This is a genomic window from Pseudonocardia sp. ICBG601 (genome assembly GCF_020496245.1).
The window spans coordinates 15274-34886 of sequence record NZ_JAHLJA010000004.1; the positions used below are offsets into that span (position 1 = coordinate 15274).

Sequence of the window (19613 nt, forward strand, 5' to 3'; positions counted from 1 at the left end):
GACCGCCGCCGCTCCCCCGACGACGACCGGCCCCTCGCCCGCACCGACGCGCACCGCAGTACCTCCCCGCCACACACCGCGCCACGGCCGAACGGCCGCGACCTCGCCCGGCGCGCCGCGGGGAAGGCGACGCGTGATCGAACTGATGTTCGAATCATAGGGCCCGTGCCGCCGCTCCGCATCCCCCGGGTGGGGGGTGGCGACGACGACGGGAGGACCGTCGCACGCACCCCTGACATTCTCGGCCGGAAGACCCTCCGAGCTGCTCCGAACGCCGACGGCCCGGGCCGCACGAGGCGGTCCCGGGCCGTCGGGTGGATCGGTGGGTCAGCAGCGGGTCAGTGGGCGAAGTGCCGTGTCCCGGTCAGGTACATCGGCACGCCCGCCTTGGCGCAGGCCGCGACGACCTCCTCGTCCCGGACCGAGCCGCCGGGCTGCACGACGGCGGCGACACCGGCGTCGAGCAGCACCTCCAGCCCGTCGGGGAAGGGGAAGAACGCGTCGGAGGCGGCGACCGCGCCGCGGGCCCGGTCCCCGGCCCGGGTCACGGCGAGCTTCGCCGCGTCGACCCGGTTGACCTGGCCCATGCCGACGCCGACCGCGGCGCCGTCGTGGGCGAGCAGGATCGCGTTGGACTTCACCGCGCGGCAGGCGCGCCAGGCGAACGCGAGGTCGTCGAGCACCTCGGGGGCCACGGCGTCGCCGGTGACGAGCTTCCAGGCGGCCGGGTCGTCGCCGTCGGCGTCGACGAGGTCGCGCTGCTGCACCAGCAGCCCGCCGGAGATCGGGCGCAGCTCGGTGCCGGTGCGGGCGGCGCCGTCGGGGATGCGGAGCACGCGGACGTTCTTCTTGCGCGCCAGCACCTCCAGCGCGCCGTCGGCGTAGCCGGGGGCCACGACGACCTCGGTGAAGATCTCGGCGACCTGTTCGGCCATCGCGACCGAGACCTCGCCGTTGACGGCGATGACCCCGCCGAACGCCGACACCGGGTCGGTGGCGTGCGCCTTGCGGTGGGCCTCGGCGACGTCGGCGCCGACCGCGATCCCGCACGGGTTGGCGTGCTTGATCACCGCGACCGTCGGGCGGTCCCCGTGGTCGTGCGCGGCGCGCCAGGCGGCGTCGGCGTCGACGTAGTTGTTGTAGGACATCTCCTTGCCGTGCAGCTGCTCGGCGCCGGCGAGGCCGGAGCCGGTGCCGTCGGTGTAGAGCGCGGCGGACTGGTGCGGGTTCTCGCCGTAGCGCAGCGGGCGCTCGCGGGTCCAGGTGGCGCCGACCCACTCGGCGGAGGCCTCGTCGTCGCCGGTGGGGAACTGCTCGCCCATCCAGGTCGCGACCGAGACGTCGTAGGCGGCGGTGTGCCGGAAGGCGTCGGCGGCGAGCCTGCGACGGTCCTCCACGACGAACCCGCCCGCGCCGACCTGCTCGAGCACCCAGGCGTAGCGCGACGGGTCGACGACGACCGCGACGCTCTCGTGGTTCTTCGCCGAGGCCCGCACCATCGCCGGGCCGCCGATGTCGATCTGCTCGACGGCCTCGTCGCGGCTCGCGCCGGACGCGACGGTCTCGCGGAACGGGTAGAGGTTCGACACCAGCAGGTCGAACGGCGCGATGTTCAGCTGCTCGAGCTGGGCGAGGTGCTCGGGCTTGCGGGTGTCGGCGAGCAGCCCGGCGTGCACCCGCGGGTGCAGGGTCTTGACCCGGCCGTCGAGGCACTCGGGGAACCCGGTGACCTCCTCGACGGGGGTGACCGGGACGCCGGCGTCGGCGATCCGCTGGGCGGTGGAGCCGGTCGAGACGATCTCCACCCCGGCGGCGTGCAGCCCGGTGGCCAGGTCGAGGAGACCGGCCTTGTCGTAGACGCTGATCAGGGCCCGGCGTACCGGCCTGCGCTCACTCACTGTTCACCTCGTGGGGTTGGGCGGCGGTGGCGAACCGTCGCACGGTCGCGACCAGCAGCCGTCGTTCCTCGGTCTTGATGCGCTCGTGCAGGGAGGTCTCGTCGTCGCCCGGGAGCACGGGGACCTCCGCCTGTGCGAGCACCGGTCCGGTGTCGAGCCCGGCGTCGACCTCGTGCACGGTCGCGCCGGTGACGGGCACCCCGGCGGCCAGCGCGTCCCGGACGGCGTGCGCGCCGGGGAACGCCGGCAGCAGGGCCGGGTGCGTGTTCAGCATCGGGCATCCGAGCGCGTCCAGGAAGGCCGGGGAGACGAGCTTCATGAACCCCGCCCCGACGACGAGGCCCGGCCGGTGCGCGAGGACGGCCGCGGCGAGCGCGGTGTTCCAGGCGTCGCGGTCGGCGTGGTCGGCGACCCGTTCGACGAAGGTGGGGACGCCCGGCGGCACGGGCCCGGTCGAGCCCGGCGGCACCCGGGCGGTCGGCCCCGACGGCGACGACGGCGAACCCGGCGTCCGCAGTGTCCGCGGCGTCGAGCAGTGCCTGCAGCAGGGTCCCGCTCCCGGAGACGAGGACGACGACCCGCAGCGCCTCGTGCCGCTCCTGCGCGCCCACCGTGTCCCTTCCTCGCCGGTCCGGGCCGCTCCACGGCCCCTGGCCAGGGTAGACGCGCCCTCCGACGGCGACGGCGCCCGGTGCGGTGGCCCGGGTCACCCGGCCCTGGTCGTGGGCCGCGACGGGTCAGTCGGCCCTGTCGTCCCGGTCGGCCCGGTCGGCCACGTGGTCGCCGCAGTCGCGGCCCCGGTCGCTGGCGCCCTCGTCCGCGGCGCCGCGGCGGGAGGCCGTGCGCCCGGCTCCGTCGGGCTCCTCGTCGGAGACGGCGTGGCGGTGGGGATGGACGTCGCCGAGCTCTCCGTCGTCGTCCCACGTGGCGTCGGCCCGGCGGACGGGTGCCCCGGCGGTGCGACGGCGTTCGACCAGCTCCGCCACCGTCGGGGTGCGACGGCGGTCCCGGGCGGCCCGGGCCCGGTCGACCGCGGTCCGCGGCCGGTCGGTGCCGCCCATCGGGACGTGCCGGGCGAGCTCGGTACCGGCGCAGGTCAGCACGGCCGGGATCCCGACCAGCAGCAACGCGCAGCCGAGGACCGCCCACGGGTGGAACGACACCGGGTCGTAGGGCCCGCCCGCGAGCGCACCGCCCGCGAGCGCCGCCGGGACCGCCGCTCCGACCGCGACGACCACCGCCGCCGTCGCCGGGGCCGCGACCCGCTCCACGACCGGCGCGTCCTCACCCAGGGCCCGGCGGCAGGCGATCCCGCCGAGCACCCCCGCGACGACGGGCAGCAGCACGACCAGCACCGCGGCCGTCGGGACGGTGGTGACGGGCAGGACCGCCACGGGCGGGAACGGCGGCAGCGGCCCCGGCTCGGCGCCGAACGGACCCGACCGGGCGATGCCGACCGACACCCCGCGCCCAGCGCCCAGGACAGCGCCCCGACCAGGGCGTTCGGCAGGTACCCCACGCTCAGCACCAGCACCCCGAAGCCCGCCCAGGCCCCGGGGGCGATGCGCTCGGCGGTGTCGGCGACGTCCGAGGCGCTCGCGAGCAGCGCCACGGTCAGGACGAGGGCGGCGACCAGCAGCAGCCCGGCGGCCGCGACCCGGGCCCCGGCGAGTGCCGCGCCGGGCCATCCGGCCAGCACCCGCTGCCACGCGGCCGGGGCCCCGCACGCGTGGACGACGCCGATCCCGGCGGCCGTCCCGGCCACCAGCCCGGCCCCGATCATCGAGGCCCAGGGCGCGGTCACGGCCATGTCCCGCGGCAGCAGCGCCCCGGCGAGCACGGCGACCGCGGCGGCGGCCCCGGCCTGGGAGGCGACGACGGCGCCGGCGTCGTGCCGGACCCGCCCGCCCAGCCGGAGCACCGCCCAGCGCGAGCAGAAGGCGACCAGCGCGACGACCACCAGCGTCGGCAGCAGCGGCAGCACCCCGAACGGACGCCCGTCCACGGCGACCGGGATGAGGTGCGCGGCCAGCCACAGCGGGACGGCGGTGGCGAGTGCCCCGTCCGCGGTGACCTCGACGCCGCCGGTGCCGGTCAGCAGCGCCGCCACCGGGACGAGCATCGTGTACCCGGCGAGGACGGCGCCCATCGTGGCGACGAGGAGGATCCGCAGCCGGTCCAGCCCGGTGCCGGTCCCGGTGCCGCGCGTCGGGGTCCGGACGGGGCGGCGGTGCCCCCGCTCCCGCTCCGCGACGGCGGTCGCGCGCCCACCGCGGGACCGCTCGGGTGCGGGCCCGGTGGACCGGGCCCGGGAGGCCGGGCGACCGCGGGCGGGACGGGGCGGGGTGGTGCTCACCCGGTCAGCGTCGCAGCGAACCCGGCGCGGGAGGGGCAGGCACGCCGTGACGTGCCGGGGCCCACGGTCCCGACAGGTCAGGCGGAGCCGTCACCGCCGGGCCGGAAGGTGCGGGGGGCCTCGGCGTCGCCGGTGGCCGGGGCCCCGGGATCCTCGGTCTGCTCGCCGGCGGCCGGGGTGGAGCCGGGGATCGCGGAGGGGCGGGTGACGCCCGTGTCCTCGCCCGCCTGGTCCGCGCCCGCCGTGTGGGGGGTGGTCGCGGGCGGGGCCTGCTCGGATCCCGGCGTGCCGGTCACCGCGGCGGCGCGATCGCCGTAGGACACCCCGGAGAAGGCGCCGCCCCCGCCGGACGGCGTGTGCGGTGCCGCGTCGGCCTGCGGGCCGCGTCCGCCGCCGACCGCGTGCCGGCCCGCGTCGTCGCCGGTCCGGTCCTGCACCCCGGGCGCCTCCGGCGCGCCGTGGGCCCCGGGCTGGCCCGGGTACTGCCCGCCGGCGGGCTGCGACGCCGCGGGCACCGCGCCGGAGGCGCCGTAGGGGGCGGCGCCGTACTGACCCGGTCCGTACTGACCGGCGCCGTACTGGCCGGCCCCTGCTGCGCGGCGCCGTGCTGTCCCACGCCGTGCTGGCCCCCACCGTGCTGCCCTGCGCCGGGCTGTCCTGCGCCGTACTGCACCCCACCGGGCTGCCCCGGGGCGTACGGAGCGGCGCCGGACGGGGCCCCGTAGGGACTCGCGCCGTACTGGCCCGCGGCGTAGGGGTCCGCCGCGTAGGGCGCAGCACCGGAGGCCGCGCCGTACGGCGCCGCGGCTCCCGGCTGGCCCACGCCGTAGGGCTGCTGCGGCATCCAGGGCGCCTGCTGGCCCGGCGGGACCTGGCCGGGGCCCCAGCCGGGCTGCCCGACGTGCGACGGGCGCTGTGCCCGCGGGGCGGGAGCGGCGACCACGCCGGACAGGAGGAGCTGGGCGTAGAGCAGTGCGGCGGCGGCGAGCAGGGCGACCACGAACACGACCCAGCCCAGCGTGCCGCCGATCGCCGCGGTGCCGGTACCGGCCAGGACCAGCAGCATCGTCAGCGCACCCGTCGTCGACAGGACCACGCCCGCGACCAGGGTGCGGCCGGTGCCGGGCAGCAGGGTGAGCGCACCCGCGACACCACCGGCGACGACCATCGCGACCGGGAACAGCCCGGTGGTGACGTCGAAGAAGGTCAGGACCAGCGCCAGCAGGGCCAGCACGGCCCCCGCCAGCACGGCGATCCGCACCGTCGGAGCAGGCGGGGCCTGCTCGGGAGCCGGGGCGGCCCCTGGCTCGTTGCTCGACATGACGACCACTCCCGTGTGACGGACGGACTCGCTGCACCGCACGCTAGCCGATGCCCCCGACACGACCGGGTGAGGCGCACGGGGGTGCACACAGCACGACGCGCGGGCACCGGGAGGAGTTCCCGGGGCCCGCGCGTCGGACGTGCACGGAGAGCGCTCCGATCAGGCGGAGAGGATCTCCTTCATCAGGGCGGCGGTCTCGGACGGCGTCTTGCCGACCTTCACGCCGGCGGCCTCGAGAGCCTCCTTCTTCGCCTGCGCGGTGCCGGCCGAGCCGGACACGATCGCGCCGGCGTGGCCCATCGTCTTGCCCTCGGGGGCGGTGAAGCCCGCGACGTAGCCGACGACCGGCTTGGTGACGTTGGCCTTGATGAAGTCCGCGGCGCGCTCCTCGGCGTCGCCACCGATCTCACCGATCATCACGATGGCCTCGGTCTCGGGGTCCGCCTCGAACGCCTCGAGGGCGTCGATGTGGGTGGTGCCGATGACCGGGTCGCCGCCGATGCCGATGGCGGTGGAGAAGCCGAACTCACGCAGCTCGTACATCATCTGGTAGGTCAGCGTGCCGGACTTCGACACCAGGCCGATCTTGCCGGAACCGGCGATGTTCGCCGGGATGATGCCCGCGTTGGACTTGCCGGGCGAGATGATGCCGGGGCAGTTCGGGCCGATGATCCGGGTCTTGTTGCCCGTGGCGACCGCGTGCGCCCAGAAGTACGCCGAGTCGTGCACCGGGATGCCCTCGGTGATGACGACCGCGAGCGGGATCTCGGCGTCGATGGCCTCGATGACCGCGTCCTTGGCGAACTTCGGCGGGACGAAGATGACCGACACGTCGGCGCCGGTCTCCTTGATCGCCTCCTCGACCGTGCCGTACACGGTGACGTCCTTGCCGCCGACCGTGTGCGTGGTGCCGGCCTTGCGGGCGTTCACACCGCCGACGATGTTCGTCCCGGCGCCGAGCATCTTGGTGGCGTGCTTGGTGCCCTCGCCACCGGTGATGCCCTGGACGATGACCTTGCTGTTCTCGTTGAGGAAGATCGACATGTCTCAGGCTCCAGCGTTCGCGAGCTCGGCGGCCTTGGCGGCCGCGTCGTCCATCGTGCCCACCACGGTGACGAGCGGGTGGTTCGCGTCGGCGAGGATCTGACGACCCTCCTCGACGTTGTTGCCGTCCAGGCGGACGACCAGCGGCTTGGTGGCCTCGTCGCCCAGGATCTTGAGGGCCTCGACGATGCCGTTGGCCACCGCGTCGCACGCGGTGATGCCGCCGAAGACGTTGACGAAGACGCTCTTGACCTCGTCGTCGCCCAGGATGACGTCCAGGCCGTCGGCCATGACCTGCGCCGAGGCGCCGCCGCCGATGTCGAGGAAGTTGGCGGGCTTGACCCCGCCGTGCGCCTCGCCGGCGTAGGCGACGACGTCGAGGGTGCTCATGACGAGCCCCGCGCCGTTGCCGATGATGCCGACCTGGCCGCCGTCGAGCTTGACGTAGTTGAGGCCCTTGGCCTTGGCCTTCGCCTCGAGCGGGTTCTCGGTGCGCTCGTCGACCAACTCGGCGTGCGCGGGTGCCGGAAGTCGGCGTTGGCGTCGAGGGTGACCTTGCCGTCGAGGGCGATCACCTTGTCCTGCGGGTCGCGGACCAGCGGGTTGACCTCGACCAGCGTCGCGTCCTCGGAGACGAAGGTCTCCCAGAGCTTCACGATGACGTTCGCGGCCTCGTCGGCGACGGCGGCCGGGATCTTGCCCGCGGCGACGATCTCGTCGGCCTTGGCCTTGTCGACGCCGGCGATCGGGTCGATCGCGATCCGGGCCAGCGCGTCCGGCCGCTCGACGGCCAGCTGCTCGATCTCCATGCCGCCCTCGGCCGAGCACATGGCCAGGAAGGTGCGGTTGGACCGGTCCAGCAGGAAGGAGAAGTAGTACTCCTCGGCGATGTCGCTGGCCTCGGTGACCAGGACCTGGTGCACGGTGTGGCCCTTGATGTCGAGGCCCAGGATGGCCTCGGCCTTCTCCTTGGCCTCGTCGGCGTTCTGCGCCAGCTTCACGCCGCCGGCCTTGCCCCGACCACCGGTCTTGACCTGCGCCTTGACCACGACGGCGGTGCCCAGCTCGGCCGCCGCGGCCGCCGCGTCGGCGGCGTTGTCCACGGTCCGGCCCGGCAGCACCGGGACTCCGTGCGCGGCGAAGAGGTCCTTCGCCTGGTACTCGTAGAGGTCCACTCGGCTCTCCCGCTCCACTTCGCTCTCGCCGCGACCGGCGCGTCCCCGGCTCGTTCTCCGGGCGCGCCCCGCACAGGTGGCGGGCGGCAGCGGTCGCGGACGTCGGTGATGCTGCGTCGGGGAGCCTAGCCACGCCGCGCGCACCGGTCCTGACCTGGGCCGGTGACCGCAGTCACCCTGTCGGCGCAGTGCTCGATTCAGATGGACCGTCCGAGTGATCGGGACCACGGATCGCTCCGCGGGACAGCGGAATCCTGTGACCTGCCTTACCTTTCGAGTATGGCGACGTCGCTACCCGGAGGCGCTCGCCTGCACGCGATCGCCGACGGGGCGCTGTCGACAGTGACGGCCGCGACGTCCGATCTCGCGCAGGCGGCGGGCTACGCCGCGCGGACCTTCACCTCGCGTGCGGGCCTGCGCGGGCTGGCGCTGGAGGGCGCCTGGCTGGCCGCGCACCTCGCGCTGTACCCGATCGGACTGGCCGAGGAGACCGTCCGCCCGCAGGGCCACTGGCGCACCGACAGCCTGCCGCCGGTCAAGCGGAGCCTGGTCGTCGCCGACCCCGCCGCGGCCGGGACGCCGATCCTGCTGGTGCACGGGATCATGGACAACCGCTCGGTGTTCACCGTGTTCGCCCACGAGCTGCGCCGGCGCGGCTTCGGCGTCGTGCACGCCATCAACTACAGCCTGCTCACCGACGACGTCCGCACCGCGGCGCACGAGCTGCGCGGCCACGTCGAACGACTGCGCGAGGCCACCGGGTCGGACCGGGTGCACATCGTCGGGCACTCCCTCGGCGGCGTGATCGCCCGCTACTACGTGCAGCGGATGGGGGGCGACGCCGTCGTCGACACCCTGGCGACGCTCGGCAGCCCGCACGCGGGCAGCAACCTGGCCCGGCTCGCGCCGCTCCCGCTGTGCCGCCAGCTCCGCCCCGGCTCGCCGATCCTGCGTGAGCTGGACGAACCGGCCCCCGGCTGCCGGACCCGGTTCCTGGTGGTCTGGTCACGGATGGACGAGATCATCGTCCCGCAGCGGAACTCCCGGCTGCGCCACCCCGACCTCGACGTCACCGAGCTGGAGCTCGACGACGTCGGCCACCTCGCCCTGCCGGTGGACCGGCGCACCGTGCACTTCGTGGCGAGCACGCTGGCCCGCGGCGAGGCGGAGCGCCGCGAGCACGACCGGGTGCGCGACCGGAGGCTGCGCGGGTCGCTGCGACTGGTCGGACGGCACGCGGCGCAAGGCGCCTGAGGGACCGGTCCGCGCGGGGGAACGGGGCTCCTCCGTTCGCCGTCGCGTCGATGACCGCCCGACCGGTCGCCGATGATCCACGACCGTCCGCAACGGCGCGATGGCCCGCCGTTGCCGCTCGGCGAGGCCCGGGTTACCGTCGCGTTGTCCACGTCACGGACCGGTCACGGTGATCGGGTGTCGCCCCGAACGACACCATCCCCCGACGGAGCCCCCACTCCGACGATCACCGCCGAACGGCCCGCGGCGCCCTTGACCACCAGAAGGGCAGTCTTGTCGCGCCACCGCTCCCCCAGCGGCGCCACGCGACCGGAGGCCCGGCCCGGCACGCTCCCCCCTGTGCCGCCGGCCGGTCACCGGCTCCCGGCGCTCCCGGCTCCCCCGCCGGTGGTCTCGCGCACCCGGGTGACCGTCGCCGCGGCGGCCGGTGGTGCGCTGGTCGCGGCCGGTCAGACGGTCGCCGGGGCCCTCGGGGTGCCCGGCTGGGGCGGTGAGGCCTCGGTCGAGGAGTCCTACGCCCGGCTCGCCGCGTCGGCGATGCTGCCGGTGTCCGGCGACACCCGCCCGGCCGACACGACCGCCCCGCTGGACACCTCCGCGATCGGCGGGGAGCAGCTCAGCGCGCAGGCCGCGTCGCTGCCCGACCTCGACGCCACCTCGAAGGTCGACGTCGCCAACCTGACGAAGGCCGCCCGGATGGGCCGCGAGGCCGCCAAGCTGGAGCGGGCCGTGACGACCGCGATGTCGCACGGCGCTCCGAAAGCCGTCTTGTACGACGGCGAGGCGTTCGTCCTGCCGACGGCGGGCCGGTTCACCTCCGGCTTCGGCGCCCGCTGGGGCGTGCAGCACAAGGGCATCGACCTCGCCGCCCCGATCGGCACCCCGATCTTCGCCCTCACCGACGGGTCGCGTGGAGAAGTCCGGTCCGCCAGCGGCTTCGGGATGTGGGTGGTGCTCAAGCACCCCGACGGCACAAGCACCGTCTACGGCCACATCAACCGGTCGTTCGTGCAGGAGGGCCAGCAGGTCAAGGCCGGCGACGAGATCGCCGAGGTCGGCAACCGCGGCCAGTCCACCGGCCCGCACCTGCACCTCGAGGTGTGGGAGCCGGACGGCACCAAGATCGACCCGCTGCTGTGGCTGGCCGCGCGCGGTCTCGACGTCACCGCCGCGACGGGCTCGCGCGACGCCTGATCGCCGGGCACCGCTCCCCCGACCCGCCCGGACGGGTCAGAATGGCCGGGTGGGGGACGAGGCGGGGTACCGGGTGGGGGACGACGAGCGGCGGGCAGTGGACGCCCGGCTGCAGCGCGCGCACAGCGAGGGACGGCTGTCCCTGCCCGAGTACGAGGAGCGCTCGGCCACGGCCTGGGCGGCCCGCACCCGCGCCGACCTGGAGCCGTTGACCCGCGACCTCCGGCCGACACCGCCGGGACGCCCACGCCGCCGTCGAACGGGCGCCGACCGGGGCCCTCCGGGCACCGGCCGGGGAGTTCGCCGCGGCCGCCGGGCGACGCGCCGGCGGGATCCTCGCCGCGGCCGCGGTGGCCGTCGCCGCGGTCTGGGGACTGGCGCAGGTCGTGCCGATCACCGAGGGACTGACCGTGTTCGGGTCCCGCACCGTCGGGGCCGAGGCCGGCGACCGGGTGGGCGGGGTGACGGTGTTCGGCTCGACGACGGTCCTCGTGCCCGAGGGAACCCGGGCGGACGTCTCCGGGTTCACCGTGTTCGGCTCGACCGAGTGCCCGACGGCGTGCGCCGCGCCCGGCGACCGGACGGTGGACGTGCACGTCGTCGGGGCGTTCGGGTCGGTGAAGGTCCTGACCCCGGCCGAGGCCGCGGTGCAGGACCGCGACGACGACTGAGGACTGACGACTGAGGTCTACAGCTTCTGCATCGGGACGCCACCGATCAGCATCAGCCGGACCGTCCCGCCCGAGCCGAAGTCGATCGTCACCGTCGCGCGCGGGCCGATGCCGTCGGCCGCGACGACCGTGCCCAGGCCGTACTTGTCGTGGTTGACCCGGTCCCCGACGTCGAGGTTCAGCGTCTGGTTGTTCAGCGACCGCTCCGGGACCTTCCAGCTCCCGCGGTCGGTCGCCTGCGGACGCTTCCCGAACCCGAACCCGAACCGCCCGACCGGCGCCGACGGGCGCTGCGCGGCGAGCTGTTCCTCGCTGCGCCGCCAGTCGAGCAGCGAGGGGGGCACCTCGTCGAGGAAGCGCGACGCCGGGTTGGTGCTGGGCTGCCCGAACGCGGACCGCACGATCGCCCGGGACAGGTAGAGCCGCTTCTCCGCGCGGGTGGTGATCCCGACGTAGGCCAGCCGGCGCTCCTCGGCGAGCTCCTTGGGATCACCGAGGGTGCGCAGGTGCGGGAAGATCCCGTCCTCCCAGCCGGTCAGGAAGACCACCGGGAACTCCAGACCCTTCGCCGTGTGCAGGGTCATCATCGTGACCACGCCGGAGTCGTCGTCGGGGATGGAGTCCGCATCCGCGACGAGTGCGACCCGCTCCAGGAACGCGGCCAGCGAGCCGGGCTCCGGGACACCGTCGGGGGTGTCGTCGTAGGTGTCGGTCTCGCCCTCGGGTGCCGCGCCGTCGGGTGCCACGCCCTCTGGTGCCGCGCCGGACCCGATCGCGCCCCCTCCGTCCGACGCGAGGTCGGCGACCGCGGCGTCCCCCGCGAACTCCCGCGCCACCGTGACGAGCTCGGCGAGGTTGTCCATCGGGTGCCGTCCTGGGGGTCCTCCGACGCCTGCAGCTCCTCCAGGTAACCGGTCCGCGCGTAGACGGCCTCGAGCACCTCGGCGGTGTCGTCGCCGCGGTCGACGAGCTCGCGCAGCTCGTCGAGCATGCGCACGAACCCGGCGATGTTCTTCTGCGAGCGGGTCGCCAGCGCGGGGAGCCGCTGCGGCTCCTCGGCGGCGGTGCGCAGCGCGCGGGCGAACGAGGTGCGCTCGCGCTCGGCGTACTCGGCGACGACGGCCTCGGCCCGGTCCCCGATGCCGCGCTTGGGCACGTTGAGGATGCGGCGCAGGCTGACCGTGTCCTCCGGGTTGGACAGCACCCGCAGGTAGGCCAGCGCGTCGCGGATCTCGCGGCGCTCGTAGAACCGCACCCCGCCGACGACCTTGTAGGGCAGCCCGACCCGCAGGAACACGTCCTCGAAGACACGGGACTGTTGTTGGTCCGGTAGAAGACCGCGATGTCGGAGTTGCGGTACTCGCCGGTGTCGACGAGCCGGTCGATCTCCCGGGCGACGAACGACGCCTCGTCGTGCTCGTTGTCCGCGACGTAGCCGACGACGCGCTCACCGTCGCCCGAGTCCGACCACACAGCCGCTTGTCCCGGCGCTCCGGGTTTGCGGGCGATCACCGCGTTCGCCGCGGACAGGATGGTCTGGGTGGAGCGGTAGTTCTGCTCCAGCAGGATGGTCCGCGCGTCGGGGAAGTCCTGCTCGAACTCGATGATGTTGCGGATGTTCGCGCCGCGGAAGGCGTAGATCGACTGGTCCGAGTCCCCGACGACGCACAGCTCGCCGGGCCGCCCGTTCGCCGTGGCCGGGGCGACGAGCTGGCGGACCAGCTCGTACTGCGCGTGGTTGGTGTCCTGGTACTCGTCGACCATCACGTGCCGGAAGCGGCGCCGGTAGTACTCGGCGACGGCGGGCAGCCGGTCCAGCAGCGAGACCGTCTCCATGATCAGGTCGTCGAAGTCGAAGGCGTTCGCCTGGCGCAGCCGCGACTGGTAGACGCCGTAGACCTCGGCGATGCGCCGCTCGTGGTCGGTGGCGGCGCGCTCGGCGGCCTCGTCCGGCGAGACCAGCTCGTTCTTCAGGTTGGAGATCTGGGCGGCCAGTGCCCGCGGGGCGAACTTCTTCGGGTCCAGCTCCAGGTCGCGCCCGACGATGCCGACGAGGCGACGGGTGTCGTCGGCGTCGTAGACGGAGAAGGCGCTGCGCACGCCGAGGTGCTTGGCCTCGCGGCGCAGGATCCGCACGCACATGGAGTGGAAGGTGGACACCCACATCGGCCCGGACCGCCGCCCGACGAGGGCGTCGACGCGCTCCTTCATCTCGGCCGCGGCCTTGTTGGTGAAGGTGATCGCCATGATCTCGCCGGGATGCACCCCGCGCTCGGCGAGCAGCCAGCCGATCCGGTGGGTGAGCACCCGGGTCTTGCCCGACCCCGCGCCGGCGACGATCAGCAGCGGCGAACCCGCATGGGTCACGGCCTCCCGCTGACGGTCGTTGAGGCCTTCCAGCAGGCGGCGGCCCTGGGCCGTCGTCGGCTCGGCAGCGGCGGAAGGGCCCGTCCCGGGGAGTTCGAACAGCGCACTCATCGTGTCGAACACGGTACGCCGGGGGTCCGACACACCCCGCTCCGGCGTCGCCGGTCCCCAGGAATCACGGCGCCCCGGTGCGCCGGGTGGTCTACACTCACCGCGTGGCACACGACGGGCGATTTCGCTACGGGTACCGGACCCCGGTTCCCGCTGCGCCGCCCGTCTGAGCCCAGACGCCACCCGCACGCCCCGGAGTCCGACGGACCCGGGGCGTTCGTACGTCCTCGGTCCCGACGGCCCGTGACCGAGACGAGGAGACCATGACCGTGACCGATCCCGCAGCCCCGCTCCGGCACGAGCACCGAGGTGCGCACCGGAGCCGACCCCGAGATCGAGCAGCTGCGCCGGGAGATCGACCGGCTCGACGCCGAGATCCTCGACGCGATCCTGCGCCGCACCGAGGTGTCGAAGCGCATCGGCGCCGCCCGCATGGCCGCGGGCGGACCGCGGATCGTCTACAGCCGCGAGATGGCGGTGCTCGACCGGTTCGCCGACCTCGGACCCGAGGGGCGCGAGCTGGCGATGATGCTCCTGCGGCTGGGCCGTGGACGCCTCGGCGGCCGCTGACCCCTGGCGCGACACCCGGTCGCGTCCGGCGACCGGGTAGAGGTGACGACCGTTCGGCGATTCACGCACAGTGCACAGCGCGACACGCCGGCGAGCGCCCCACCTGGGGTTCAGGTCAGGTCACCCTTGCGCAGGGGTTGCCTTCCGAGGCAACGAGCAGGCCGAGCGGTCGAATACGGCCGATGAACGGGAACCACCCGAAAGGGTTACCTGCGACGAGCGGAGGGTGATCACTTGGGAATCAAGCGCTCCTTCCGGTACATCTTCCCAGGTCGAAATGACCCGAAGGAGGACGTGCGGCCGTGACCGACACACCTGCCGGAGCCCCGCTCCCGGCGCCCCCGGCGCCACCGGCCCCCGCGACGTGGTGAGCGTCGCCGAGCTACTGGCGCGCCACTCGCGCGCTTCCCGCGCCTCTTCCGACGGAGCGGGCCCGCTCACCGGGCCCGTCCTGTCCGTCGGCGACCTGCTGCGCCGGGAAGGGCGTCCCCCGGTGGCCGAGGGTGCCTCCGCCGACGCCGCCTCGGCCGGTGACATCGCCGCCGCGGGCGCCCCGGGCGGCTGGCCGGACATCGACCTCCCGCAGCCCCGCTCCGCGGCCGTCGCCGACGGCTGGACCGGCCGTCAGGTGTCCGGGCGTCGGCGCGCCGGTGTGGTCGCCGGAGCGCTGCTCGCCGCGGGCTCCGTGCTCGGCGCCGCCCTCTACAACGGCGTCGGCACCGAGAACTCCGACGCGCGCGCCGCCGCCGACGGCCTGTTCCCCGGCTTCGGCCTGCCCACCGCGGGCACCCCGGACACGCTGCCCGCCCAGTACCTCCCGGCGAACGTGGCGCTGAGCTCGCCGCTGCCGGACGCACCCGCCCCCGGTGCCACCGACTGGATGGCCGTCGCCTTCGGCCCGCAGCAGCCGGTGCAGGCGGTCGCGGCCGGCCGTACCCCGGGCACCGCCGCCGGGCCCGCCGCCGCGGTCCCCGCGCCCCGCACGCCCTCGACCGGCAACCCGGGCACCGGGTCCCCGTCGTCGCCGACGGTCCCGGGGCCGCGCGGTGCCGGCGGCACGGGCTCGCCGCTCGCGCCGATCGTCGCGCCGATCAACAACCCCAACCGGGCCCCCGCCGGCAACCTGCTCGAGCCCGTGACGGGCACCCCGCCGTCGCGCGGCGGGACCAGCACCGGCCCGCTCCAGGACGTCACCGAGAACGTCCGCCCGGTCGGCAACGCCGTCGGCGGCGTCGTCGCCCCGGTCGCGCAGACCGCGGCACCGGTCGGCAGGGCCGTCGGCGGCGCCGTGTCCCCGGTCACCGAGGCCGTCCGCCCGGTGACGGACGCGGTCAAGCCGGTCACCCGGCCCCTCACCGACACCCTCGAACCGGTGACGACGCCGGTGCTCGGCGCGCTGTCGCCGGTCACCGAGCCCGTGCTCGACAGCACCAAGCCGCTCACCGGGCCGATCCTGAAGGCCGCCGAGCCGGTCACCGGGCTCCTCGACACCTCGGCCAAGAAGCCCGACACCGGTTCCTCGTCCGACGAGGCCACCCAGCCGCTGCAGGCCGTCACGAAGCCCGTGGGGCAGGCGGTCAGCACGGTGACCGAGCCGGTCGGGAGCGCCCTGTCCGGCGTGACCGAGCCGGTCGGCGGGGTGCTCGGCGGTGTCACGAAGGGCGCCGGCGGGCTGCTGGGCGGCTGACGCCCTCCCACCCACCACGACGACGGCCCCGGCCCCCGCACACGCGGAGGCCGGGGCCGTGTCGGTGCCGGCGCACACGTGCCGTGTCAGGCCAGCCGACGGTCGGAGCCGATGCTCCTTCCGGCTCGCTCCGGTCGCTGCGCGACCTACACGAGCCTCCTGTCGGTGCCGATGCTCCTTCCGGCACGCTCCGGTCGCTGCGCGACCTACACGAGCCTCCTGTCGGAAGCCCAGCGGGACAGCTCGTGCCGGTTCGACGTCTGGGTCTTGCGCAGCACGCTCGACACGTGGGTCTCCACCGTCTTCACCGAGATGAACAGCTCCTTCGCGATCTCCTTGTAGGCGTAGCCGCGGGCCAGCAGCCGCAGCACGTCCCGCTCCCGCTTGGTCAGCTGGTCGACCTCCGGGTCCACCGGCGGTGCCGCGCCCGGGCGGTCGGAGAACGCGTCCAGCACGAACCCGGCCAGACGTGGCGAGAACACCGCGTCGCCGGCCCGCACGCGCCGCACGGCGTCGGCGAGGTCCCGGCCCGAGATCGTCTTGGTGACGTAGCCGCGGGCGCCGGACCGGATCACCGAGATGACGTCCTCGGCGGCGTCGGACACCGACAGTGCCAGGAACACCGACTCGGTGCCCGCCGACCGCGCCCGACGCAGGATCTCCGCGCCCCCGCCGCCGGGCATGTGCACGTCGAGCAGCACCACGTCCGGCGCGAGGTGCCCGACGCCGGCCACCGCCTCGTCGACGGAGCCCGCCTCGCCGACCACCTCGAGCACCGGGCTGCGCCCGTCGCCGCGCTCCAGCTCGGCGCGCACGCCGGAGCGGAACAACGCGTGGTCGTCGACCAGGTAGACCCGGATACCGGTGTCGTCCGGACCAACCGGGGTGTCCTGCACGTCGTCGGCGGTGGTCATGCCGTCTCCTTCTCCCTCAGCGGCATCGACAGCCGCACCTCCGTGCCCTCGCCGGCCCCGGTGCGGATCCGGACCGTACCGCCGGGGCGGCGCATCCGGGCGTGCACCGAGTCCGCGAGGCCGTGCCGGTCGTCGGAGACCTCGTCCGGGTCGAAACCGGTGCCGCGGTCGCGCACGAACACCTCCGCGGCGCCCGGCCCCTCGGCCGAGGCGGGCTCGACCTCCACGTAGACGTCGACCTCGGACGTGCCCGAGTGCTTCGCCGCGTTCACCATTGCCTCACGCGCCGCCAGCACCAGGGCACGCAGGTCGTCGTCGAGCTCGGCGTCGCCGACCAGCACCGGGCCGACGGTCACCGCGTAGGTGTCCTCGACCTCCCCCGCGACGCGCGTGATCGCCACCGACAGCAGCGTCTCCGCCGCGTCCGGGCTGCCGCTGCCGCCGCGGGCACGCCCACCGGGCCCGTAGAGCCAGGCGCGCAGCTCCCGTTCCTGGCCGCGGGCCAGCCGCTGCACCTCGCGCGGGTCGCCGGACTGCCGCTGGATCAGGGCCAGGGTCTGCAGCACCGAGTCGTGCAGGTGCGCGGCGATCTCGGCGCGCTCGGCGGCGACCGCGCGGGCCCGCCGCTCCTCACCGAGGTCGCGCACCAGCCGCACCCACCAGGGGACGGTGAGGACCGCGACACCCAGCAGCGTCGCCAGCGCCGCGAGGATCCCGAACCGCACCTGGCCCAGGTCCAGGTTCCCGAGCAGGAACACCGCCAGCCCGGTCAGGACCAGCGCGGCGCCGAGCAGGGTGCGAGCCAGCGCCGCACGGCCGGCCCCGACACGGCTGCGGGCGTCGCGCGCCCACTGCCGTCGCTGCGCCTCGTCGGCCTCCCGCCACACGACGGCCGCGCCGACCGTCGCCAGTCCCAACGGGCCGGCGATCCAGCCGAGCACCGCCGAGCCCGAGGTCACCGCGACCAGCGACAACCCCAGACCCAGCGTCAGCAACCCGGCGGCCTGCAGCCGTTCGGACCGGGTCAGGGTCCGCTCGACGATGTCGGCCTCCTGCCGCAGGAACACCCACAGCAGGCCGTAGGCCAGTACGCCCGCCCAGCCCAGCAGGCTCAGGGCGACGAAAGCCGCCCGGATCCACCGGACGTCGACGCCGAGGTGGTCGGCCACCCCACCCGCGACGCCGCCGACCATCCGCCCGGAGCGGCGCCGGGCCAGCGGGACGCGCGCTCCGGGGCTCGGCGGCACCGGGCCGCCCGGCCGCGGGGACGCGGGCTGCGCGGGCGCAGCGCCATCGGAGACCGGCACCGTCGGCGCATCCGCCGACGACCGTGCATCCCCAGAGGGCTCCGCAGAGGGCTCCGCAGAGGGCCGTGCGTCCGCCGACGACGCTGCGGCGCCGGTCGAGGGATCCGAGCTGTTCACGACACCATCGTCACACGACCCCCGCCGGATCCCCTCCGGATCGGGACCGGGGTCGTCTCGGGGTTGTCCCCGAGACGCCGGGGCCCGCCCGGACGGCAGGCTCGACGCCATGAACGAGACGCAGCTGCCCGGGAGCGGCCGACCACCGTCGGCGGCAACGACGGCCCGGAACACCCTGCGCGACATGTGGGACTCCCGGCCCCTGCGTCCGCGCGACGACCGCAAGCTCGCCGGGGTCTCCGCCGCGATCGCGCGCCGCTACGAGATCGACCCGACGCTGGTCCGGGTGGGGTTCGTCGTCGCGGCGATCGTCGGCCCCGGAATCCCGCTCTACCTGGCGGGCTGCGCGGTCCTGCCGGACGCCGGGCCGCCCGGCAGCCCCGTCCCGCCGCGCAACGGACCGTCCTCCGCGCTGTCGGTGGCGCTGCTGGTCATGGCCGCGCTGCTGGCCGTCCCGCTGGTGCTGTCCAGCGACCGGGTGATCCCCGCCGCCGTCACCATCGCGCTGCTCGTCACGCTGCACGTGACCCGGGGGAACCGGCCCGGGGCCCGGGAGGCCGCCGCGGCGCCCACACCCGTGGTGCCGTGGGTCGCGGACCCGCACGCCCCCACCGTGGCGGTGGCTGCACCACCGGCCTGGGATCCGCTCGGCGTTGCCCCGTTCGCCTGGGACCTGCCCGAACCGGGCCCGGAGCCGGGTCCGCCGCCGGCCCCCCGGTCGTCGCTGACGCCGATCACGCTGGCCGTGTCGCTGGTCGTCGCCGGGATGGTCGGCGGGCTCGCCCTGGCCGCACCGGGGGCGGTGCCGGCCTCGGCCGTCCCGGGGTCCGCGCTCGCCGTCGTCGGGATCGGGCTGGTCGTCGGTGCGCTGCGACGCGCCGGACGCTGGCTGGTGCCCTTCGCGGTGCTGCTCGCGCTCGTCACCGCGGCCACCATCCCGCTCAACGACGCCGTCGGCCCCGACGGATGGGCCGTGCGCGGTGGCATCGGGGAGGCCGTCGAGGCCCCGACGACCGCGGCCGCACTCGCCCCGGAGTACCGGCGGGGCACCGGCGCCGTCGAGCTCGACCTGACCCGCCTCGACCTCACCGCGACGCCCGGCGCGACCGGACCCGTCCGCACCCGGGCCGAGGTCGGCGCGGGGCTGGTACAGGTCCGGGTCCCGCGTGACGCCGACCTGCGCGTCCGCAGCTCGGTCGGCACCGGCGACCTGACCGTCGACGGACCGACACGCACCGGGCAGAACGTGGACCTGACCGTGAACGACCCCGGCCCGGACGGACCCGGTGGCCGGGTGCTGGAGCTCGACCTGCGGGCCGAGCTGGGAACCGTGGAGGTCACCCGTGGATAGCTCGCTCGTCCGTCGCACCGACCCGTTCGCCTTCGTCGCCGGGATCCTGTCGCTGCTGGTGGCCGTGTGCGGGGTCCTCGGGATCGCCCCCTGGGAGGTCGTCGACCTGCGCTGGATGCTCGCCGGGACCGCGGTTGTGGCGGGGATCGCATTCCTGATGGCGAGCGTGCGTAACTCCCGGGCCACATCGGACGACTAAAGGGTCATCACGGGAGCCGGCGGGCTGGGGAGCGCCGCCGGACCCGCTGCCGCCCGCGTGGCAGCGGCGTCCGA

At 75.2% G+C, this 19613-nt stretch carries 13 protein-coding genes and 5 pseudogenes; 8 read left to right on the top strand and 10 right to left on the bottom strand.

The features are described 5' to 3' along the window. Positions 1-338: 338 nt before the first annotated feature. The 7 genes and pseudogenes from purH to sucC form a co-directional block, all read right to left on the bottom strand. Positions 339-1898, bottom strand: a complete 1560-nt coding sequence (gene purH, locus KPL57_RS04815; protein ID WP_226350681.1) for a bifunctional phosphoribosylaminoimidazolecarboxamide formyltransferase/IMP cyclohydrolase — start codon at positions 1896-1898, stop codon at positions 339-341. Then, positions 1891-2482: pseudogene (purN, locus tag KPL57_RS04820) on the bottom strand (phosphoribosylglycinamide formyltransferase). The gene purH and the pseudogene purN overlap by 8 nt, the downstream one beginning before the upstream one ends. A 153-nt stretch (positions 2483-2635) precedes the next feature. After that, positions 2636-4047, bottom strand: a pseudogene (locus KPL57_RS71720) (DUF6350 family protein). 284 nt (positions 4048-4331) lie between these two features. Continuing rightward, the gene (locus KPL57_RS04830) at positions 4332-4577 is read right to left on the bottom strand and encodes a hypothetical protein (protein ID WP_226350682.1); all 246 of its coding nucleotides are present in this window, start codon (positions 4575-4577) and stop codon (positions 4332-4334) included. Further along, entirely contained in the window at positions 4547-5575 is a 1029-nt protein-coding gene (locus KPL57_RS04835) for a DUF5336 domain-containing protein (protein ID WP_226350683.1), read from the bottom strand. Before KPL57_RS04835 ends, KPL57_RS04830 begins: the two co-directional genes overlap by 31 nt. Before the next feature lie 162 nt (positions 5576-5737). Next, complete coding sequence (gene sucD / locus KPL57_RS04840) at positions 5738-6622, bottom strand: succinate--CoA ligase subunit alpha (RefSeq protein WP_226350684.1); 885 nt, start codon at positions 6620-6622, stop codon at positions 5738-5740. Positions 6623-6625: 3 nt separating this feature from the next. Next, positions 6626-7797 (bottom strand): annotated as a pseudogene (gene sucC, locus KPL57_RS04845) (ADP-forming succinate--CoA ligase subunit beta). Positions 7798-8076: 279 nt separating this feature from the next. On the opposite strand from sucC, the gene KPL57_RS04850 reads away from it, so the two are divergent. From KPL57_RS04850 to KPL57_RS69290, 4 genes and pseudogenes are all read left to right on the top strand, one after another. After that, positions 8077-9051, top strand: a complete 975-nt coding sequence (locus KPL57_RS04850; RefSeq protein ID WP_020623376.1) for a triacylglycerol lipase — start codon at positions 8077-8079, stop codon at positions 9049-9051. A gap of 339 nt (positions 9052-9390) precedes the next feature. Then, positions 9391-10245, top strand: a complete 855-nt coding sequence (locus KPL57_RS04855) for a M23 family metallopeptidase (protein ID WP_226350685.1) — start codon at positions 9391-9393, stop codon at positions 10243-10245. A 73-nt stretch (positions 10246-10318) separates the two neighbouring features. Next, positions 10319-10456: pseudogene (locus KPL57_RS69285) on the top strand (DUF1707 domain-containing protein); the annotation flags it as partial. A gap of 139 nt (positions 10457-10595) precedes the next feature. Beyond that, positions 10596-10916, top strand: coding sequence for a hypothetical protein (locus KPL57_RS69290; RefSeq protein WP_226350723.1), 321 nt, complete (start codon positions 10596-10598; stop codon positions 10914-10916). A 17-nt stretch (positions 10917-10933) separates the two neighbouring features. Here KPL57_RS69290 and KPL57_RS04870 read toward each other — a convergent pair. Further along, positions 10934-13394, bottom strand: a pseudogene (locus KPL57_RS04870) (UvrD-helicase domain-containing protein). Positions 13395-13703: 309 nt separating this feature from the next. Between KPL57_RS04870 and KPL57_RS04875 the strand changes: the two are divergent. Both KPL57_RS04875 and KPL57_RS04880 read left to right on the top strand, forming a co-directional pair. Beyond that, complete coding sequence (locus KPL57_RS04875; RefSeq protein ID WP_149663792.1) at positions 13704-13964, top strand: chorismate mutase; 261 nt, start codon at positions 13704-13706, stop codon at positions 13962-13964. A 367-nt stretch (positions 13965-14331) separates the two neighbouring features. Next, positions 14332-15651, top strand: a complete 1320-nt coding sequence (locus KPL57_RS04880; RefSeq protein WP_226350686.1) for a hypothetical protein — start codon at positions 14332-14334, stop codon at positions 15649-15651. A 206-nt stretch (positions 15652-15857) separates the two neighbouring features. On the opposite strand, the gene KPL57_RS04885 is transcribed toward KPL57_RS04880, so the two are convergent. Together KPL57_RS04885 and KPL57_RS04890 are read right to left on the bottom strand one after the other, a co-directional pair. Further along, on the bottom strand, positions 15858-16565 hold the full coding sequence (locus KPL57_RS04885) for a response regulator transcription factor (RefSeq protein WP_226350687.1): 708 nt from the start codon (positions 16563-16565) through the stop codon (positions 15858-15860). After that, a complete protein-coding gene (locus KPL57_RS04890) occupies positions 16562-17872 on the bottom strand; it encodes a PspC domain-containing protein (protein WP_374203662.1) in 1311 nt (436 codons plus the stop codon). Before KPL57_RS04890 ends, KPL57_RS04885 begins: the two co-directional genes overlap by 4 nt. A 226-nt stretch (positions 17873-18098) precedes the next feature. Here KPL57_RS04890 and KPL57_RS04895 point away from each other — a divergent pair, with 226 nt between their 5' ends. Further along, complete coding sequence (locus tag KPL57_RS04895; protein ID WP_226350688.1) at positions 18099-19340, top strand: PspC domain-containing protein; 1242 nt, start codon at positions 18099-18101, stop codon at positions 19338-19340. Then, positions 19333-19539, top strand: coding sequence for a hypothetical protein (locus KPL57_RS04900; protein ID WP_226350689.1), 207 nt, complete (start codon positions 19333-19335; stop codon positions 19537-19539). Before KPL57_RS04895 ends, KPL57_RS04900 begins: the two co-directional genes overlap by 8 nt. Positions 19540-19613 lie beyond the last annotated feature (74 nt).